Raw genomic sequence first — 17746 nt, forward strand, 5'->3', positions numbered from 1 at the left:
ACCAAAGCCTTCCTTTTAATAACTCAAGCTGTTTGTTACTCTTTTCACTCTGGTAGTAACCAAAAAAGAGTGCTAAAATTTACCTCTAAAAAAATCCCTATTGTTATTATTAAGTAACCCCTTATTATTTTAAGTTAAAAACATCCATTTAACTGATATTTAGTTTATTAAATATTTTTTACCAATTATTTTTTTTAATTTTAATATAAGCAAAAAGCAAATTATTAATATTTAAAATCAATTATTATGGCAACTACAACAGGAAAAAAAGTAGAAACTACAAAGGCAAAAGCAAATTCAGCTCATGGATTGAGAGATTTATTTGAAGTAGGATTGAAAGATATTTATTATGCAGAAAAAATATTGAGTAAAACACTTCCTAAAATGGCAAAAAATGCATCAACTCCAGAATTGGCTACGACTCTAAATAAACACTTGACCGAAACGAACGAACACATTTCCCGATTGCAAAAAATATTTGAAGTTACCGGCATTAAACCCGAGGCTAAAAAATGTGCAGCGATGGAAGGGATTCTAAAAGAGAGTGATGAGATGATTAAGAAAACAGATTTAGGTAACGTTCGTGATGCTAGTTTAATTGCCTCTGAACAAAAGGTTAAGCATTATGAAATTGCAACTTATGGTACTTTACATGCTTTTGCAAAAACAATGGGAGAAAACAAAGCAGCAGATTTGTTAGCTATGACGCTTGATGAAGAGAAAAAAGCTGATGCTGGATTAACTAAGCTTGCAATGGCTTCCATTAACAACAATGCTTTTAAAGCAGATGTACTTACCAATCCAACGATGTAATTATATTATATAAATTATTTAAGAAGCCTGTTCCGTACAGGCTTTTTTTATGAATACGATCTTAGCGATAGTCAATTGAACGTTAAATATTTGCTTGTGTAACAAAAGTTACTGACAAACCTTTTCCTTTGTGTTACTTTTGTTTTATCAAGTAGGAGTACAAGATACATACGATGAATAACAGTGCTACTTTTGAGAATAATTCAAACTTTATAAATTAAACAAGATGAGCGTAGAAAAAATAATCAAAGAAAACGAAGGAACTATTGTAGATGTTCGTTCATATGGTGAATTTATGGGAGGTAATGTAGTTGATTCCATCAACATTCCGCTTAATGAGATACCAGAAAGAGTAGAAGAATTAAAAAAACTGAAAGCCCCTTTAGTGTTATGTTGCGCCTCTGGAAATAGAAGCGGACAAGCACAACATTTTCTTTCCCAACTTGGAGTAGAGTGTTACAATGGAGGATCTTGGTTAGACGTAAATTTTTATAAATCACAAGCAACAAAATAAGATGATAAACACATTAAAAAAAATATTTGGCATCGGACCAAAAGTAGATTACGCCGATTTAGTAAAACAAGGAGCTGTAATTCTAGATGTTCGTAGTCCGGGAGAATACAAACAGGGACATATCAAAGGTTCAATCAATGCTCCATTGAATGATCTTTCGAGACATATTCCAAAATTAAAAAAGGATGCTACTATCATTACTTGCTGTGCATCAGGGATGCGAAGTGCTTCGGCAAAAAGTATTTTAAAATCGAGTGGTTTTGCGCAAGTACATAACGGCGGAGGCTGGAGTAGTTTACAAAACAAAATATAATGAATTTACAAAACCTATTAACTGATTGGCATTTTATGCGTTTTGTCCGTCTTGCTCTTGGCGTTTATATCGGTGTACAAGCGTTTCAAACCCAAAGCATTCTTTCAGGACTTTTAGCTAGTTTTCTATTATACCAAGTTGTTACAAATTCTGGTTGTGGTGGAGTTAATGGCTGCTCAGTACCCATGAAGAAAAAGAATAACGACGCCGTTGAAGATGTCGAATATGAAGAAATAACAGCAAAATAAATTAGCTGCATGAAAAAAGCCGGCTACTCCCGAAAAAAACAATCGTGAGAGGCCAACTAAAATTACAGCATATAAAAAGCCCCAAATAGGGGCTTTTTAAATTATTAGGTTCAACAATTTATATTGAAACAATACCTCTATTGCATCATTAGCATTGAATAATAAAAACGGCTATCCCATTCACAAATTAAATTCTATTCAATTAGATTAAGCGTCCATTTTTGGATAATCATTGTATCCCTTAGCTGTAAAAGTATAAAAAGTACTTTGGTCAGCAGCATTTAGCGGAGCGTCTTTCTCGAAGCGTGCAACTAAATCAGGATTGGCAATAAATGGAACTCCATAGGCTACCATATCTGCATAGCCATCTTCGATTACTTGGTTTCCAGATTCTTTAGTAAACCCTTTGTTAATCATCAATAACCCTTTGTATATAGGTCTGAAATGTTTAGCAATTTCAGTCACGGCATAAGGCACTTCGCTTACATCCGTAAATGGTTCCGAAAAATGCACATAGGCTAATCCATAATCATTTAAGCGGTTTACAATATATTCGTGGGTAGGAATCGTGTCTTGATCAACCGTCATTCCCTGCACTCCATGCATAGAAGGGTTTAGACGAACACCTACTCTAGAATAGTCTATAATACCTTTTAAAGCATCTAGAGTTTCGAATAAAATACGGGCTTTATTTTCGATACTACCACCGTATTCATCAGTACGTGTGTTAGATGTTCCATTAAAAAATTGGTGAAACAAGTATCCGTTTGACGCATGTAATTCTACTCCGTCAAAACCGGCTTCAACCGCATTTGCTGTGCTATTTTTAAAATCTAAAATAGTCTCTTTAATTTCTTTTACCGTCATCTCTTTTGGAGTTACAGTATCAATAAAACCACTTTCTACATATGCTTTTGCCTCTGGATTAATTGCTGAAGGTGCATGAGGTAACTCACCATTATGCAAGTCAGGATGTGACAATCTTCCAGTATGCCACAGTTGCACAAATATTTTTCCGCCTTTGTCATGAACCGCTTGAGTCACTTGTTTCCAACTTTCTGTTTGTTCGGCACTGTATATACCAGGAACATTGATAAAACCCACAGCTTTTGTACTCACCACAGTACCTTCAGTAATTAGTAAACCTGCATCAGCACGATCAGCGTAATAAATAGCCATCTGCTGTGTTGCTAAATTACCTACATTACCTGCACGGCTTCTAGTCATAGGAGCCATCGCCATACGATTATTAAAAGTAGTTGTATTATATTTATAGGGACGTAATAAAAGGGAATTACTCATATTGTTATTATTTATATTGTATTAATTTAGTTGAGATAAGTAAGTAGTAAAGCCACATCCTTCAAAAATACCTGAAACGACATCCAAAGCTTTTGAGTTATGGCCTTCCAAAAGAAATTCTTTCTCTGCATCTTCATCTGTAGAGATATTGATGATTTCTACTATTTTAGAATGAGGAAAAATCAAATCAAAGTTTAATTGGTTTTTTATTGAGGTCGTAAACTCATCTTCATTTTCTATAACAATGATGATTTTTGCAGTAGCGACTTCTTTTATTTTTTCAACAACAGCATGGTCGTGGATACAAAAACCAGAAAGAATAATAAGATCTGCTTCCCAACTGGCATTTACAGCACAATCCATTTTCTCAATATAAGCGTGGCGATTTTGTACCAATAGGCTTTCATGAAGATCTGAAAGTGCTTGTTGATTTTTATCAAATAATAAAAGCTGATACTGTTCCGACAACTCTTTAAGTAGCGAAAAATTTCTTTTCTCAGCAGCACCAATAACGGCGATAGTTCTTATGTTTTGCATCCTTCTTGTTTTTATTGTTGCAAAATTACAGTAAGAGACTGCTTGGTTCCATTGAGGTAGAACAAGAAATGCCATTGATCTAAATCAATTTTATTTTCGAAGAGTAATTTGTTTTCGCACTCGGCTTAGTGTTTCTGGGGTGAGACCAAGGTAGGAAGCTATCATATGTTGGGGTACGCGCGCTATAATATTAGGGTGTGCAATGGTGAGTTTAGTGTATTTTTCTTCGGCAGTTGCAGTTAAGGCAGAGTTTACTCTTCCCTGCAAAGCAATATAGGCGTTTTGCAATAAAAGTCTTTGGTAGCGTTCAAATGCCGGTAGCGCATCCATTAATTCCTGTCTTGCAGTCGCAGTTAACAACAACAGTTCTGAATCTTCGATAGCTTCTATCGTATAGGTTGAATGTCCTCCCATTAAAAAGCTCGATAAATCTGTAATCCACCAGCCTTCAAAAGCAAACTGCACGATGTGTTCATGTCCTTTTGCATCAGTAGTATACGAACGTAAAATTCCTTTTTCAATAAAAGCATTGTAGGTACACACATCCCCTTCTAACAGTAAAGTTTGTTTCTTTCTTATTTTTTTTGGAATAAAAAAGGTCTTACACAAATCAAACTCTGCTGCGGTCAGTGTCACTTTATCACCAATACTTTTTGCTAATTGTTCATACATATCCGCAAGATAATAATTACAGCATCAATTTAAAAAACCAATTGTTAAAAAGGAATAAATAGTAAAAACTAAATTCACAAAAAAGAACGTTGCGACCTTAAATTGCTGCCAATTGTATTACAAAGAGCTCTAACAAAATCAAAAATCATTTGTCTTACGGCAAAATAAAAATTACCTTTGGCTCAGTTTAACTTTTACACACAAAATGAAGCCTAACACACAACAATTAAGCGATTTAACTATCCAAGTCAGAAGAGACATTCTTCGAATGGTACATGCCGTAAACTCTGGTCACCCAGGAGGATCTCTTGGCTGTACTGAATTTCTGGTAACTTTATACCAAAACCTAATGGAACGCAAAGAAGGTTTTGATATGGACGGAATAGGAGAAGATCTTTTCTTCCTTTCAAACGGTCATATCTCTCCAGTTTTTTACAGCGTTTTGGCAAGAAGCGGTTATTTTCCAGTTTCGGAATTAGCTACTTTCCGTCTAATTAACTCAAGACTACAAGGACATCCTACTACTCACGATGGCTTACCTGGAGTTAGAATCGCATCTGGTTCACTTGGACAAGGTTTATCTGTAGGAATTGGAGCTGCACAAGCAAAAAAACTAAACAATGACAACCATTTAATCTATACTTTACATGGTGATGGTGAATTGCAAGAAGGTCAAAACTGGGAAGCAATCATGTATGCATCTGCTAAAAAAGTAGACAACCTTATTGCTACGATTGACCTTAACGGAAAACAAATTGACGGAACTACTGACGAAGTTTTAGCTATGGGAAGTATCCGCGCTAAATTTGAAGCTTTTGATTGGGTAGTGATTGACATAGTAAAAGGAAATGACATCGAAGCGATTATTGCAGGTATGACAGATGCTAAATCAAGAACAGGAAAAGGAAAACCAGTTTGTGTATTGTTACACACAGAGATGGGTAATGGAGTTGACTTCATGATGCATACTCATGCATGGCACGGGAAAGCACCTAATGATGCACAACTAGAAACTGCATTTGCTCAAAATCCAGAAACCTTAGGTGATTACTAATAAGTAAAAAGATACTGAAATAAATTCAGCATAAAATGAAAAAATATACAAATACAGGAAGTAAAGATACTCGTTCAGGTTTTGGAGCGGGGATGACTGAATTAGGTCAAAAAAATGAAAATGTGGTGGCACTTTGTGCTGATTTAATCGGATCCTTAAAATTTGATGATTTCAAAAAGAACCACCCAGAACGTTTTTTCCAAATTGGAATTGCTGAAGCAAACATGATTGGAATTGCAGCCGGATTAACTATTGGAGGTAAAATTCCTTTTACAGGAACATTTGCTAACTTTTCTACAGGAAGAGTATATGACCAAATTCGTCAATCAGTTGCTTACTCTGAGAAAAATGTGAAAATCTGTGCTTCACACGCTGGTTTGACATTAGGAGAAGATGGTGCAACACACCAAATTCTTGAAGATATTGGTTTAATGAAAATGTTACCAGGAATGACTGTAATCAACACTTGTGATTACAACCAAACAAAAGCGGCTACTTTAGCGCTTGCAGATCTTCATGGCCCAGCTTATTTGCGTTTTGGACGCCCTGTTGTACCTAACTTTATGCCAGCTGACGAACCATTTGTAATAGGGAAAGCAATCCTACTTAGCGAAGGAACTGATGTGACAATTGTAGCTACTGGACACTTAGTTTGGGAAGCACTTGTTGCTGCTGAAGCATTAGAAGCAAAAGGAATTTCTGCAGAAGTAATTAACATACACACAATCAAACCATTAGACGAAGAAGCTGTTCTAAAATCTTTGGCTAAAACAAAATGTATCGTTACTGCCGAAGAGCACAACATACTTGGTGGACTTGGAGAAAGTATCTCAAGAGTACTAGCATTAAATCACCCTGCTCCACAAGAGTTTGTTGCAGTTAATGACAGCTTTGGAGAATCTGGAACACCTGAACAATTAATGGAAAAATACAAATTAAACAATCAAGCAATTGTTGAAGCTGTAGAAAGAGTTATTAAAAGAAAATAATTCACATACATATCCAAAAAAAATCCCATTCGCTAAGCGAATGGGATTTTTTTGTTTTCAGTCTATACTTAATTAATGACAGCTTTTATCTAAATATTTTTTGATTCTTGCCGGATTAGTAGTATTACCATCACAACTAGGGATAGAAGCAAAAGGATAAACGACACCATTATTTGTAATTTCAATTTTTGTACCGTAACCATCTCCATCGTCATCAACATCTAGAAAGTTTGGAATACCATCGCCGTCTGTATCATCAGGATTTACTGCATTGGTCGGTAACTCGCTTGTAGTCCACATATAACCATCTCCGTCTAAATCTTCTAAGTAAGACTTGATACCATCTGGATCAGCTACAGCAACACCGTTAACCAATTTATATTCTTGATCCAATCTTTCTAATGCATATAATTTAAAGCTAAAAATTAAAGGCGAATAAGCAGGAATACCACTAACAGAGTTAAAATATGCTAATCCAGAAGGAATAAACATAATCCCCGCTCCAAAATTATTATATGATACTGTACCATCATCTTTTGCAGTATAGCTCCCCATTCTAAATTGTGGAAATATTTCTTTCCAACCTCTAATTGTAGTAAACAGACTTAACATTTGTTGTGGGTACTTCACTTCTTCGAACATTGTTGTACTCAAAGTAGTAACACTTGATGCTACGGTCTCTTCTAAATAATCTCCTCTATATGAAGTTAAAACTCCATCTACATTAGTAGGTTTTTCTCCCACACCTTCTCGCAATACTAAATAATACAGTTTATAAGTAATATCATGAAGTTTAACATCTCTACTCAACAATTTAGGAAAGCTAGCTTTGCCTTTATAAGACATAATCGAAGGTTGACTTCCACCATCAGGAATCTTAGTAAAAACGACATCTTGATCATCAGGAGAGCCAGGATTATTCGTAACCGTAATGTAATAGGTATTCAAATATTCTTCAATATTAGTAATATCACTAGCATATTGTACTGCATATTCTCTAGGCGGAGTTATATCTGGAGTATCATTATTCTTTGAACATGAAAATAAAGACAGGGTTGTAATTGATAAAATAAAATAATACTTAAATTTGTTCATTATAGCTGATTTTTAAGTGCGCAAGATACAATATTGATTGATTTTTGTAAACTATTTAACTCTGATTTTAGAATTTTTATGAGAATAGATAAATATTTATGGTGTGTCCGATATTACAAGACTAGAAATATGGTAACAGAAGCATGTAAAAAAAATCATGTTACTGTAAATGGTCATATTGCGAAACCATCAAAGGAGGTTTTTCCTACTGATAAAATCACCTTCAGAAAAGACCAAATAACACAAATCATTACGGTTTTAGACATTCCAGAAAGCCGTTTAGGAGCAAAACTGGTTGATATGTACAGAAGGAATGATACTCCTGCGGAGTCATATCAGCATCTCGAACTATTAAAACTATCAAAAGAACACTATCGAAAAAATGGTACTGGAAGACCTACCAAAAAAGACAGAAGAGATATTGATGAGTTTGGAAATGAGATAAAAACCGACGACGAGGAAGAGAGCTAGTTTTAAAGCTATTACTCTTCATAAACTAAACTTTAAACTAAAAAAAATGAGCAAAAATATCATTTTAACGAATCAAGAAATTGAACATAAAATAAAGAGAATAGCCTACCAGATCTACGAGACATTTGTAGAGGAAGAGGAAGTTATTCTTGCAGGAATAGCAAGCAACGGATTTGTTTTTGCCGAAAAAATCGCTCAAGAACTGCAAAAAATTTCCACTTTAAAAGTTTCGCTATGCGAAGTTAAAATCAACAAACTCAACCCAGAGTTGCCAATTCAGACTTCTCTAACAAAAGAAAAGTATGCAAACAAGGGTTTAATACTTGTCGATGACGTTCTAAACTCTGGTACAACCTTAATCTACGCTATAAGACACTTTCTAGACGTTCCTTTGAAAAAATTCAAAACAGCGGTTCTTGTTGATCGAAATCACAAGAAGTATCCAGTAAAGGCTGATTTCAAAGGAATCTCTCTGTCCACCTCCTTGCTGGAGCACGTTCAGGTAGTTTTTGATGAAAACGGAAACAACAGTTATGCGTACCTAAGCTAAAACGGCTAGAATATCCAAAACTGTCTCGTCAATAGTTCGATTATCCACACTAACTACATGTTGTGCCTGATTGTAATAAAAGCTTCTTTCAAAAAGATGCATCGCAATAAACTCCTTCATCTCCTCTTCATTTTTATTGGCGATAAGGGGTCTTTTGCTTTTATTAGCAACCAATCTATTAAATAAGGTCCCAATAGAAGCTTTTAGATAAATAGATTGTACATCGTCACCTTTTAACAATTCGTGATTATTGGCATAGCAAGGAGTTCCTCCGCCTAGACCAATTATCATTTCCCCGGGAGCATTTAATAATTCGACAAATGCTTCATGCTCCATCTTCCTAAATTTGATTTCTCCGTACTGTTCAAAAATAGCATTTATAGACAAACCCGCTTTTTTCTCTATATATGAATCCAAATCGATAAATGGTTGTCCATTGATTTTCGCGAGTGTTTTAGCTATTGTTGACTTACCGCAACCCATATAACCTAATAATATAATTTTCTTCATAGAATAAAACCTTGTAAACTAACACGTTAAAATTTATTGATAAAAAAAGACAAATTTAAAGCAAAAAACTTTGGAAAACATCAAATAAAGTCCTTATATTTGCACCCGCATTCAAGCAATGAAATACAAGACTCGATAGCTCAGTTGGTAGAGCACATCACTTTTAATGATGGGGTCCTGGGTTCGAGCCCCAGTCGGGTCACAAGTTAAGTGATCAACACCTAATATTTCAAATTGAATGCAATGACTCGATAGCTCAGTTGGTAGAGCACATCACTTTTAATGATGGGGTCCTGGGTTCGAGCCCCAGTCGGGTCACTAAAAGGTCGAGTAATTTATTACTTGACCTTTTTTATTTTTAGGCCACGTGGAGAAACGGTAGACTTGCCAGCTTGAGGGGCTGGTGCTCGCAAGGGCGTGTGGGTTCAAATCCCACCGTGGTCACGAATAAATAAAATGCCGGAATTAAATAGTAAAGCTCGCTTTGACTATTTAATTCCGGCATTTTGTTTTCAAAGCGGAGCTTTGTTGGGAACGACGAAGTCAATCCCGACGTTTAGGATATTGATAAGTTCCTCCCCTACCTTTTGTGATTGACCCTATTATTTCTGTTTTCAAAGCGGAGCTTTGTTAGGAACCACGAAGTCAATCCCTTTTTTTTAAACCTTTTTTTTCAAGCGCTATTTCTAAAAATCCCCTCCAAAATTCTTTAGAAAAGCCATTCTCAGTAAAAAAAATATTGAAAAACCAATTGTTATAATTACAAAAGCACCTATATACAAAAACAATCTGTCGTTTTTATGTTCCCTTCTTAGCAGCTCCACATTAGCTACGCTGTATTTCTTGGCAATCATCATCTAATTCTTTATTTTAACTCTGCAAACAGTACAATAACAACCGTTTCTACAGTAAAGTAAAGGAACGAGTATTACGCCTCTTTCACAATACCTACTTTTAGTGATATTGCAAACTAATCCTACTATTCAACAATAAAAACTCATTATGTTACGAATCGAGTTTAAACTTTCTAATAAGAGATTTATACACTCCTATAAAACCGCTTCAGCTAGCATAGCCTGAAAAAAGCCCGCTCCATTAATAGCAACTCTCAAAAACAAAAAAAGGCACCACACCCCCACTTTTACTATCTAACCTAAAATAGTTGTCACAAAAAAAGCGTCTCGACAAACTGCCGAGACGCTTTAAATTAAAAATATATTATCTTACTTTTCAAACATTTCCTGTAAAGGCTTTAATTGCTCCATATCAATATTAGACTGTCTCAAAACTGACATTAATGTGATAATATTATTAGGATTCATATCCTTACCTAAAACTCGCACGACAGCAAATCCTGCATCTTTACTATTTGCATACAAAACAAACTCATCTATATGCTCATCTGTCCCTACATAGCTTACTGAAGCACCTACCGAACCGGAACCATACTTCATCAACTGCTGGTACTTTTTGTCCTTTAGAATCAAACTAACCTTTGCCCGCTCTGATTCGAATTCTGCTTTGTTATTCTCATTAAGCTTAAAGGCTAAAACATTCATTTTATCAAACGCTTCTAAAGCCCCACTTTGTTCTGCAGATAGTTTAGTTTTATCTACATTCAGTATACTCGGAGAAACATCTAATGCAATGAAATCCGTGTTTTCTGTATTTTCCACAAAATACTTTTGTAGCGTAGGTTCTGAATTACAACTAACAGTTAACAGACTCACAAAAATCGCTATGCTATAAATCGTTTTCATTTTCTTTTATTTTTTTCCTTTGGTTGCTTTTTTCAAATCATCTCCACCTGGTATTCTCATTTTATCGGTAAGAATAGAAATTTCGTTCAAATCAAAATTACCCGTCAACGACATCAAAACAGTCTCATTTGATTTGCTCCCACCTTCGATAAACATTAAAAGTTCTCTTATTTGAGAGTCTGTCGCTCCAGATTTTACTAATATTTTAATATTTTTACCGCTATCATTGACACGCATCAATTCTTCCAGACCTGCCGTTCTTATATATTTTTCTGCAGTTAACCTCATATCACTAGTTGCTCTGGTGCTAGTAGTAGTAAAAACTTTAAGGTTGTCCAGCTTTTTTATCAAATTCATATATTGCTGCGTTTCCCTATCAGAAGCATCAACTTTAACCTTACTCATCAACTCAAACATTTTCTTATTTACGATAATAGACGTTACATCATCCTGACCATCAAACTTATCAAATGCAGCTTGTGCAAAAAACGGACTAGAAACCAATACTATTACTAATGTGATTATAAACTTTTTCATTTTGTTTTATTTATTATTGTTTAAAAATTAATTTTTTTGAATCCTCATATTTCTCAAGAACTATAACACTTTCTATGCCAACATTTACATGGCTTGACAACATGGCCAATGCTTTTTGTGTCTCTTTCATCGCTACCTCAGGATTATCATACGTCCCCAGTTCCTGATTTGAAACTTCACTATCAAAATACAGATAACTACCAGCACCTACCATAACAACAACTGAAGCAGCAATAGACAACCAGACTTTATTTCTTTTTTTACTCTGAGGCTTCGGCAATTCCATAACTTTTTGTTTGAATTCCTGTCCAGCGGCCTGTGAGAAATAAGCGAAAATTGGCGCATACTGCTTTAGATGAGGCGCAACTTCAGCCGAAGCAAAGTATTCCCGCAACTCTTTTTCCTCTACAATACTACTTTGACCTTCAAAGTATTTTTCAATAAGTATTTCTATTTTATTCAATTCCATAACCGTGGATTTTAATCATATTTTCTTTAATTGTTTTTCTTGCTCTTGAAAGCGCTACCCTTATCGCAGTTTCATTCATCTCCAATATTTTTGCAATTTCATCAAAATCATACTGTTCAACATCTCGCATCTGGATTATTAATTTTTGTTGCTGTGGCAGTCGATTAATTATTTTTTCTACCCAATTCAAACTATCTCCGTCTTCCACAATTTTATCTAATCTTGGAGAATTATCAGTAAAATTATCATGAGTGAGCTTAACATTTCCCGCTCTTTTTGACTTTAGCTGGTCCAAACAATAATTTTTTGTCATGGTCATCGCAAAAGCTTCGACACTATTGAAACCAACCAAACTTTCGTTTTTATTCCATAATTTAACTAAAATCTCTTGAGTAGCGTCCTCAGCCTCCTCTGTACTTATAAGCAACCGTTTTGCTAATCGAAAGACTTTGTCTTTGAATGGAGTTGTAATCTGCAAAAACTCTATTTGATTCATAAATCACTACATTATTAGTCCGGCTTATAGTATCAAGACGAGACAGTTTTATTTTTGTTACAAAATATATTTAAAATTAAAACTAAACATACTATTTTTACGTTTATTATATAAATTACCCCAATATATGAAACCTACATTTAAATTTGCGCTATTACTTCTTTTAGTAGTTTTTTCTTTCCAAAGCTGTCAAGATAACGATGATACTGCGGCACCAATAAACCTAGAAGTTCAGGATTTTATTTGGAAAGGGCTAAACCAATATTATTTATGGCAACCAGATGTCCCTAACTTATCTGATGATCGATTTGCATCTCAAAATGAGTTAAACACTTTCTTACAAACCTATTCAACTCCTGAGCAATTATTTGATGCGTTAAGAGTCGATAAATCCATCGATAGATTCAGTTGGATTGTAGATGATTACTTAGAACTTGAAGGAGCGCTTCAAGGAATCACAAAAAATAACGGTGTTGAATTTGGCCTAGTTTACAAACCAGGATCAAGTACAGATATCTTTGGTTATGTTCGTTATATCATTCCAGGATCAGACGCAGCAACTAAAGACATTAAACGTGGTGCTATTTTTTACGGTATTAACGGAACCCAACTTACAATTAGTAATTACCAATCTTTATTGGCTAATGATACTTTTACTTTAAACCTTGCTGACTATAATTCAGGAGCAATAACGCCAAATAATAAAACCGTTTCCTTAACAAAAACCGTAGTATCTGAAAACCCTATTTTAATCAATAAAGTAATTGTTAATGGAGCACATACGATTGGTTATTTAATGTACAATGGTTTTTATGCAGATTACGACACTAAACTAAACGAGGCTTTCGCGACGTTAAAATCGCAAGGAGTTACTGATTTAGTACTTGATTTAAGATATAATGGAGGTGGATCAGTGCAAACTGCCGCTCGACTAGCTAGTATGATTACAGGACAATACACTGGAAAAGTTTTTGCAAAACAACAATGGAACCCTAAAATCAACAGCTATTTTGAATCTAACAATCCTGAAGCACTGAATAACAACTTCACAGATAAAATAGAAACAACTGCAATAAACAGCTTGAAATTGAGCAAAATTTATATTCTAACCACAAAAAGTACAGCTTCTGCAAGTGAACTTGTTATTAATGGTTTGAAGCCTTATATGACCGTAGTTCAAATAGGAGATGTTACGACAGGGAAAAATGTTGGGTCGATTACATTATATGACTCCCCTACTTTTGGTCAAGAAAACAGAAACCCAAATCACCGATATGCGATGCAACCTATAGTTTTAAAAATAGTAAATGCTGCAGGTTTTGGAGATTACTTCAATGGATTAACACCTGATTATTCTCTAAAAGAAAATTACGGAAACATGGATGTCCTTGGGAATTCTACAGAACCTTTGTTAAGTACTGCAATAGGTAAAATTACGGGAACAAGCAAAATGCTAAAACAAAGCCCTGAAAAAGAACTCAACTATTTTAAAGATGCTAAATCTTTGAATGGTTTGCAAAACCAAATGTATTTAGAAAAAGCTCCAGAAGGTATTTTGAAATCTTTAGACTAAATCATAATTAGTAAAACTAAAAAAGGCTTTCATCACTGAAAGCCTTTTTTAGTTTTATCTAAAGAACGTACTATTAAAACAATACGTTTACTCCTATTTTAAAATTCCTTCCTCTTGTGCTATATCCTACCGTTTCTACAAAATCTTCATTTAAGATATTGTTTACTGACGCAAAAACATTCATTCTGTTTTTAATAACATCATATTTAGCCATTGCATTAACTAACTGATAAGAATCTAGAAGAACAGCCGTTGTAGCATATGTTCCTCCATCAAAGAAAGCGTCTTTCCTTTTATCAACATACTGATAATTGACATTGAAGAAAGCACGGCTTGTTGCTTGATAATCCAAGGAAACATTCCCTTTATGTTTTGGAATTAATCTACTTAAAGGCTCTTCCACTTGGGTAAATGTATAATTCCCATTAACCTTTAGAGCATTCGAAAAAGAATAAGAAACCATAGTTTCGACTCCTCTCGCATTATTCCTCCCCTCTATATTGATATAGTTTGAAGCATAGGTATCAGGATTCGTATAAAATCCAAATGAATTTTCCTCTTCCCTGTAAAAAGCAACAGTATTAAAAGTCAGTTTTTTATCTAATAATGATACTTCAAATCCCGCCTCTACCGTAGAATTTTCCTCAGGAGTCAAATCTAGATTTCCATAAGGAGAATACAATTGATACAAACTTGGAGTAATATAGGCTGTGCTATACGACGCCAATACTTTCAACGGAACTTCAGTAAAAGAATAAGATGGATTCACATTAAATACAAAATGATTATCATAAACACTATGCATATTAAAACGTCCTCCAACATTCAGATTTAAACCAAAATCAGAATTATAGACTGCGGTCAAATAAGGATCAATAGTATTAAATTTTGCTTTCTCTGCAGCAATTGCGCCGTAAGGGGTTTCAGAACTCATTTCCTGAAATTGAAACTGACCTCCTACTACCACAAAAAAATGATTGCTAAATTCATATTTATTAAAAGCATCTACATTTACACTTTTGGATTTGTAATCGCTGATGTCTACCGAATTAGAATAACTGCTAAACGTATTATAATTTCTTTCGATAGTATTAAAACTTGAATTCATAACAAACTCTCCTTTTTCATACTTGTACTTCGGAGAGAAACCAAAACGAAACTGCTCTGAAGTCGATACATTTAAAGAGTTATCGGGATTATTTAAATTATCAAATGTTCCGTCAAAATCATTTTTCAACCTATCATAATTACCAAAAAAGTCAAATGAAAGCTTTTTTGTTGGTTTAAAACCTAGTTTAACCAATGCGTTTATTCTGGAAAAGCGATCTACTTCAAAATCTGCTGATTTAGGAACTGCAGCTTCAGAAAGCCCTGATGTCTCTGTACTGTTTAACGAAGCGTAATAATTAAATTTGTCCAAATTTCCGTTGACAGAAAGCCCTTGATTATAGTCTTCAGGACGATAATTAGTTCTATCTGCTGTAGTTTGTGTCCCGATATTCATATAGGCATTTCCGGCAAATGCTTTCTTTCCTGCCTTTTTTAAAGTGATATTAATTACTCCTGTTGCCGCCCCTGAACCATACAAAGTACTTGCTGCCCCTTTCATAATCTCTATACTCTCTACTTGTTCTGCAGGGATTAGACGTAAATCGTACTCTAAATTAATACCCGAAGCATCTGTTACAGGGATTCCATCAATTAGGATTAGAGTTTGGCGGTTGCGACCACCTCGAATGTAATAGCCCAAATTTTTACCAGCACTACTTTGGTTTCCGTTTATCTCTAAACCTGCTACAGTACTTAAAATAGAAGCGAGAGATTGCCCCGATTTTTTAGCCAATTCCTCGGCCGTAATTTTTACAATTACCTTTCCCGACTTTTCTTTTGCCAAAGCAAATTTAGAATCCGAAATAACAACTTCATTCAACTCATTAGGAGTAGAAATAGTTTCTTTTTGCTGCGCAAAGGCACAAGCACTCATCAGCACGCATAACGCACTAATACGAACGATTTTGTTGTTCATTTTAATAAAACATTTTTAATAACGGCTCTTACCGTTACATGACTAAAAATGGGAAGAAAGTATGAAATAACCCATACCCAAACCTTTTTTCCCGAAAGTTTGATACAAATTGTAATAGGCAGGTCTCCTGGCTTGCGTCTTGTTGTTTCCCTTCCCATTCGCCGCGGCAAACAGTGGTTTTGTAGATAACAACAAGCTTGATAGCTTACAGTTGCGGGTACAGCCCAGGTTTTAAACCTGATTCCCTTTTAATGCTATTTTGAAAAAACAAAAAAGCAACCTCAATACGGCTGCAAATATAGAAAAATTGAAAGATATTATAAAAAAACCTAATGGAATTAACCACAATAAACACGCTACGCATTTAAAAAAACGCATAACAAACTACTAAACAATAAATTACAACAATTACTTTTCCTTATCTTTCTTTTTAGAAAGCTTAACTATAAGCCACACAAAACCAACTACAAAATGCAATATGATAATCCCTGCAACAATATAGATGAAGGTATTTGAATTGTCTCTCATGATTTATTTTTAGATAAAATTACTCTATTATTATTGGAAAAAATGTATCAAATATCACACAAGCTTATTTTTATTAAAACAAAACAATACTTTTGTAAAAAAATTAGATTTATGAAATTCGTTAAAAACACACTGTTCCTCTTTCTGATTTCTTTGTTATTTATCCAATGTAAAAAAGAAACCCATCAGGAAACAAAATCAGGGTTAAAAAACGAAATCCAGTATGCTAAAGGATTTGAGATCTATAGATATAAGGGCTATTCAATAGTTAAAATCACCAAACCTTGGCCTGGAGCCAAAGAAAATTTCACCTACGTTTTACAAGAAAAAAATGGAATCATTCCAGATAGCATAAAGCAGTTTACCACGATTCAAATTCCTATAAAATCTATTGTCGTAACCTCAACCACGCACATACCTTCCCTGGAAATGTTAGGCGTCGAAAATACATTAGTTGGCTTTCCCAATACCGATTATATTTCGTCTGAAAAAACCCGAAAACGCATTGATGCAGGAATGGTGAGAGAAGTGGGAAAAAACGAAAATCTAAATACAGAAGTTTTAATTGACATGGAGCCAGAAGTGATTGTTGGCTTTGGGCTAAACAGCAGTAATCCTTCTTTAGATATTTTACAAAAAAGCGGTTTAAAAGTAATATTCAATGGCGATTGGACGGAACAGTCCCCTCTTGGAAAAGCAGAATGGATCAAATTTTTTGGCGCTTTATACGGACTGGATTCCAAAGCAAATTCAGTATTTAGTGAAATTGAAAAAGAATACAATAGCACTTTGGCTTTAGCCAAAAAAGCAACACAAAAACCTACCGTTCTTAGTGGTTCCATGTTCCAAGATCAATGGTATGTACCCCAAGGGGAAAGTTGGGCTGCCCTGTTTTTAAAAGATGCACAAGCAGATTATTTATGGAAAGACACAAAAGGTACTGGAAGTATTTCCTTGCCCTTTGAAGTCATTCTAGAAAAAGCACAGCAAGCAGAATTCTGGATTGCTCCTGGTGATTTTTCCTCTTTAAAACAAATGAGCGACAGCAATCCCCATTACAAGGAATTTGAGTCATTTAAAAATAAAAAAGTATATTCGTATGCCTTAAACAAGGGGGCAAAAGGAGGAATTCTATATTTTGAATGGTCCCCTACCCGCCCAGACTGGGTTTTAAAAGATTTGATAAAGATCTTTCATCCAGAATTAGTACCAAATCACGAACTGTTTTTCTTTCAGAAATTAGACTAAATTGAATCACACCAATCGAAATACCGTTCTATTCGCAATCC

Annotated in this window: 20 protein-coding genes, 3 tRNA genes and 1 riboswitch; of the genes, 13 read left to right on the forward strand and 10 right to left on the reverse strand. The window is 34.7% G+C overall.

Annotation, left to right across the window (positions count from 1 at the left end):
* The first annotated feature begins 246 nt into the window (after nt 1-246).
* The 4 genes from QO182_RS00110 to QO182_RS00125 all read left to right on the forward strand — a co-directional run bounded on the left by QO182_RS00110 (nt 247) and on the right by QO182_RS00125 (nt 1888).
* Nucleotides 247-813, forward strand: a complete 567-nt coding sequence (locus tag QO182_RS00110) for a ferritin-like domain-containing protein (protein WP_371559205.1) — start codon at nt 247-249, stop codon at nt 811-813.
* Nucleotides 814-1039: 226 nt separating this feature from the next.
* Nucleotides 1040-1327 (forward strand): rhodanese-like domain-containing protein, encoded by a 288-nt coding sequence (locus QO182_RS00115; RefSeq protein ID WP_371542760.1) that lies wholly within the window; start codon nt 1040-1042, stop codon nt 1325-1327.
* 1 nt (nt 1328) lies between these two features.
* Nucleotides 1329-1640: a rhodanese-like domain-containing protein gene (locus tag QO182_RS00120; RefSeq protein ID WP_371542763.1), complete on the forward strand. Its 312-nt coding sequence runs from the start codon at nt 1329-1331 to the stop codon at nt 1638-1640.
* Nucleotides 1640-1888, forward strand: a complete 249-nt coding sequence (locus tag QO182_RS00125) for a hypothetical protein (RefSeq protein ID WP_371542766.1) — start codon at nt 1640-1642, stop codon at nt 1886-1888. The genes QO182_RS00120 and QO182_RS00125 overlap by 1 nt, the downstream gene beginning before the upstream one ends.
* 207 nt (nt 1889-2095) lie before the next feature.
* Here QO182_RS00125 and QO182_RS00130 read toward each other — a convergent pair whose 3' ends face one another.
* The 3 genes from QO182_RS00130 to QO182_RS00140 all read right to left on the reverse strand — a co-directional run bounded on the left by QO182_RS00130 (nt 2096) and on the right by QO182_RS00140 (nt 4399).
* Entirely contained in the window at nt 2096-3190 is a 1095-nt protein-coding gene (locus QO182_RS00130; protein WP_371559207.1) for an alkene reductase, read from the reverse strand.
* 21 nt (nt 3191-3211) lie between these two features.
* Entirely contained in the window at nt 3212-3727 is a 516-nt protein-coding gene (locus QO182_RS00135; RefSeq protein ID WP_371542771.1) for a hypothetical protein, read from the reverse strand.
* Between the two features lie 90 nt (nt 3728-3817).
* A complete protein-coding gene (locus tag QO182_RS00140; protein WP_371542774.1) occupies nt 3818-4399 on the reverse strand; it encodes a Crp/Fnr family transcriptional regulator in 582 nt (193 codons plus the stop codon).
* Between the two features lie 205 nt (nt 4400-4604).
* Between QO182_RS00140 and QO182_RS00145 the strand changes: the two genes are divergently transcribed.
* Both QO182_RS00145 and QO182_RS00150 read left to right on the forward strand, forming a co-directional pair.
* A complete protein-coding gene (locus QO182_RS00145; RefSeq protein WP_371559211.1) occupies nt 4605-5453 on the forward strand; it encodes a transketolase in 849 nt (282 codons plus the stop codon).
* Between the two features lie 35 nt (nt 5454-5488).
* Entirely contained in the window at nt 5489-6442 is a 954-nt protein-coding gene (locus tag QO182_RS00150; RefSeq protein ID WP_371559214.1) for a transketolase family protein, read from the forward strand.
* A gap of 72 nt (nt 6443-6514) precedes the next feature.
* On the opposite strand, the gene QO182_RS00155 is transcribed toward QO182_RS00150, so the two are convergent.
* On the reverse strand, nt 6515-7537 hold the full coding sequence (locus tag QO182_RS00155; RefSeq protein WP_371559217.1) for an FKBP-type peptidyl-prolyl cis-trans isomerase: 1023 nt from the start codon (nt 7535-7537) through the stop codon (nt 6515-6517).
* 78 nt (nt 7538-7615) lie between these two features.
* On the opposite strand from QO182_RS00155, the gene QO182_RS00160 reads away from it, so the two are divergent.
* A complete protein-coding gene (locus tag QO182_RS00160; RefSeq protein ID WP_371559220.1) occupies nt 7616-8008 on the forward strand; it encodes an RNA-binding S4 domain-containing protein in 393 nt (130 codons plus the stop codon).
* Nucleotides 8009-8054: 46 nt separating this feature from the next.
* Entirely contained in the window at nt 8055-8558 is a 504-nt protein-coding gene (locus QO182_RS00165) for a phosphoribosyltransferase domain-containing protein (RefSeq protein ID WP_371542787.1), read from the forward strand.
* Here the strand turns inward: QO182_RS00165 and QO182_RS00170 are convergent.
* The gene (locus tag QO182_RS00170) at nt 8550-9068 is read right to left on the reverse strand and encodes a shikimate kinase (RefSeq protein ID WP_371542791.1); all 519 of its coding nucleotides are present in this window, start codon (nt 9066-9068) and stop codon (nt 8550-8552) included. The two genes, QO182_RS00165 and QO182_RS00170, sit on opposite strands and share 9 nt — an antisense overlap.
* Nucleotides 9069-9197: 129 nt before the next feature.
* On the opposite strand from QO182_RS00170, the gene QO182_RS00175 reads away from it, so the two are divergent.
* The 3 genes from QO182_RS00175 (at nt 9198) to QO182_RS00185 (ending at nt 9512) form a co-directional block, all read left to right on the forward strand.
* Nucleotides 9198-9270: transfer RNA gene (locus QO182_RS00175), tRNA-Lys, on the forward strand.
* 43 nt (nt 9271-9313) lie between these two features.
* Nucleotides 9314-9386, forward strand: a tRNA-Lys gene (locus QO182_RS00180).
* Nucleotides 9387-9429: 43 nt separating this feature from the next.
* Nucleotides 9430-9512, forward strand: a tRNA-Leu gene (locus QO182_RS00185).
* Nucleotides 9513-10291: 779 nt separating this feature from the next.
* On the opposite strand, the gene QO182_RS00190 is transcribed toward QO182_RS00185, so the two are convergent.
* The 4 genes from QO182_RS00190 to QO182_RS00205 are packed head-to-tail and all read right to left on the reverse strand — an operon-like array spanning nt 10292 to nt 12330.
* Complete coding sequence (locus QO182_RS00190) at nt 10292-10828, reverse strand: DUF4252 domain-containing protein (RefSeq protein ID WP_371541264.1); 537 nt, start codon at nt 10826-10828, stop codon at nt 10292-10294.
* A 6-nt stretch (nt 10829-10834) separates the two neighbouring features.
* A complete protein-coding gene (locus QO182_RS00195) occupies nt 10835-11365 on the reverse strand; it encodes a DUF4252 domain-containing protein (RefSeq protein ID WP_371541263.1) in 531 nt (176 codons plus the stop codon).
* Nucleotides 11366-11378: 13 nt separating this feature from the next.
* Complete coding sequence (locus QO182_RS00200; protein WP_371541260.1) at nt 11379-11834, reverse strand: hypothetical protein; 456 nt, start codon at nt 11832-11834, stop codon at nt 11379-11381.
* Nucleotides 11821-12330, reverse strand: coding sequence for an RNA polymerase sigma factor (locus QO182_RS00205; protein WP_371541258.1), 510 nt, complete (start codon nt 12328-12330; stop codon nt 11821-11823). The genes QO182_RS00200 and QO182_RS00205 overlap by 14 nt, the downstream gene beginning before the upstream one ends.
* Nucleotides 12331-12457: 127 nt before the next feature.
* On the opposite strand from QO182_RS00205, the gene QO182_RS00210 reads away from it, so the two are divergent.
* Nucleotides 12458-13903, forward strand: coding sequence for a S41 family peptidase (locus QO182_RS00210; protein WP_371541255.1), 1446 nt, complete (start codon nt 12458-12460; stop codon nt 13901-13903).
* Nucleotides 13904-13976: 73 nt separating this feature from the next.
* On the opposite strand, the gene QO182_RS00215 is transcribed toward QO182_RS00210, so the two are convergent.
* Complete coding sequence (locus QO182_RS00215) at nt 13977-15929, reverse strand: TonB-dependent receptor plug domain-containing protein (RefSeq protein WP_371541252.1); 1953 nt, start codon at nt 15927-15929, stop codon at nt 13977-13979.
* Between the two features lie 99 nt (nt 15930-16028).
* A riboswitch (cobalamin riboswitch) is annotated at nt 16029-16228 on the reverse strand.
* A gap of 340 nt (nt 16229-16568) precedes the next feature.
* Here QO182_RS00215 and QO182_RS00220 point away from each other — a divergent pair.
* Complete coding sequence (locus tag QO182_RS00220; protein WP_371541250.1) at nt 16569-17705, forward strand: ABC transporter substrate-binding protein; 1137 nt, start codon at nt 16569-16571, stop codon at nt 17703-17705.
* The last annotated feature ends 41 nt before the right edge of the window (nt 17706-17746 follow it).

Source organism: Flavobacterium sp. Arc2, from assembly GCF_041431385.1.
Lineage (GTDB): Bacteria > Bacteroidota > Bacteroidia > Flavobacteriales > Flavobacteriaceae > Flavobacterium.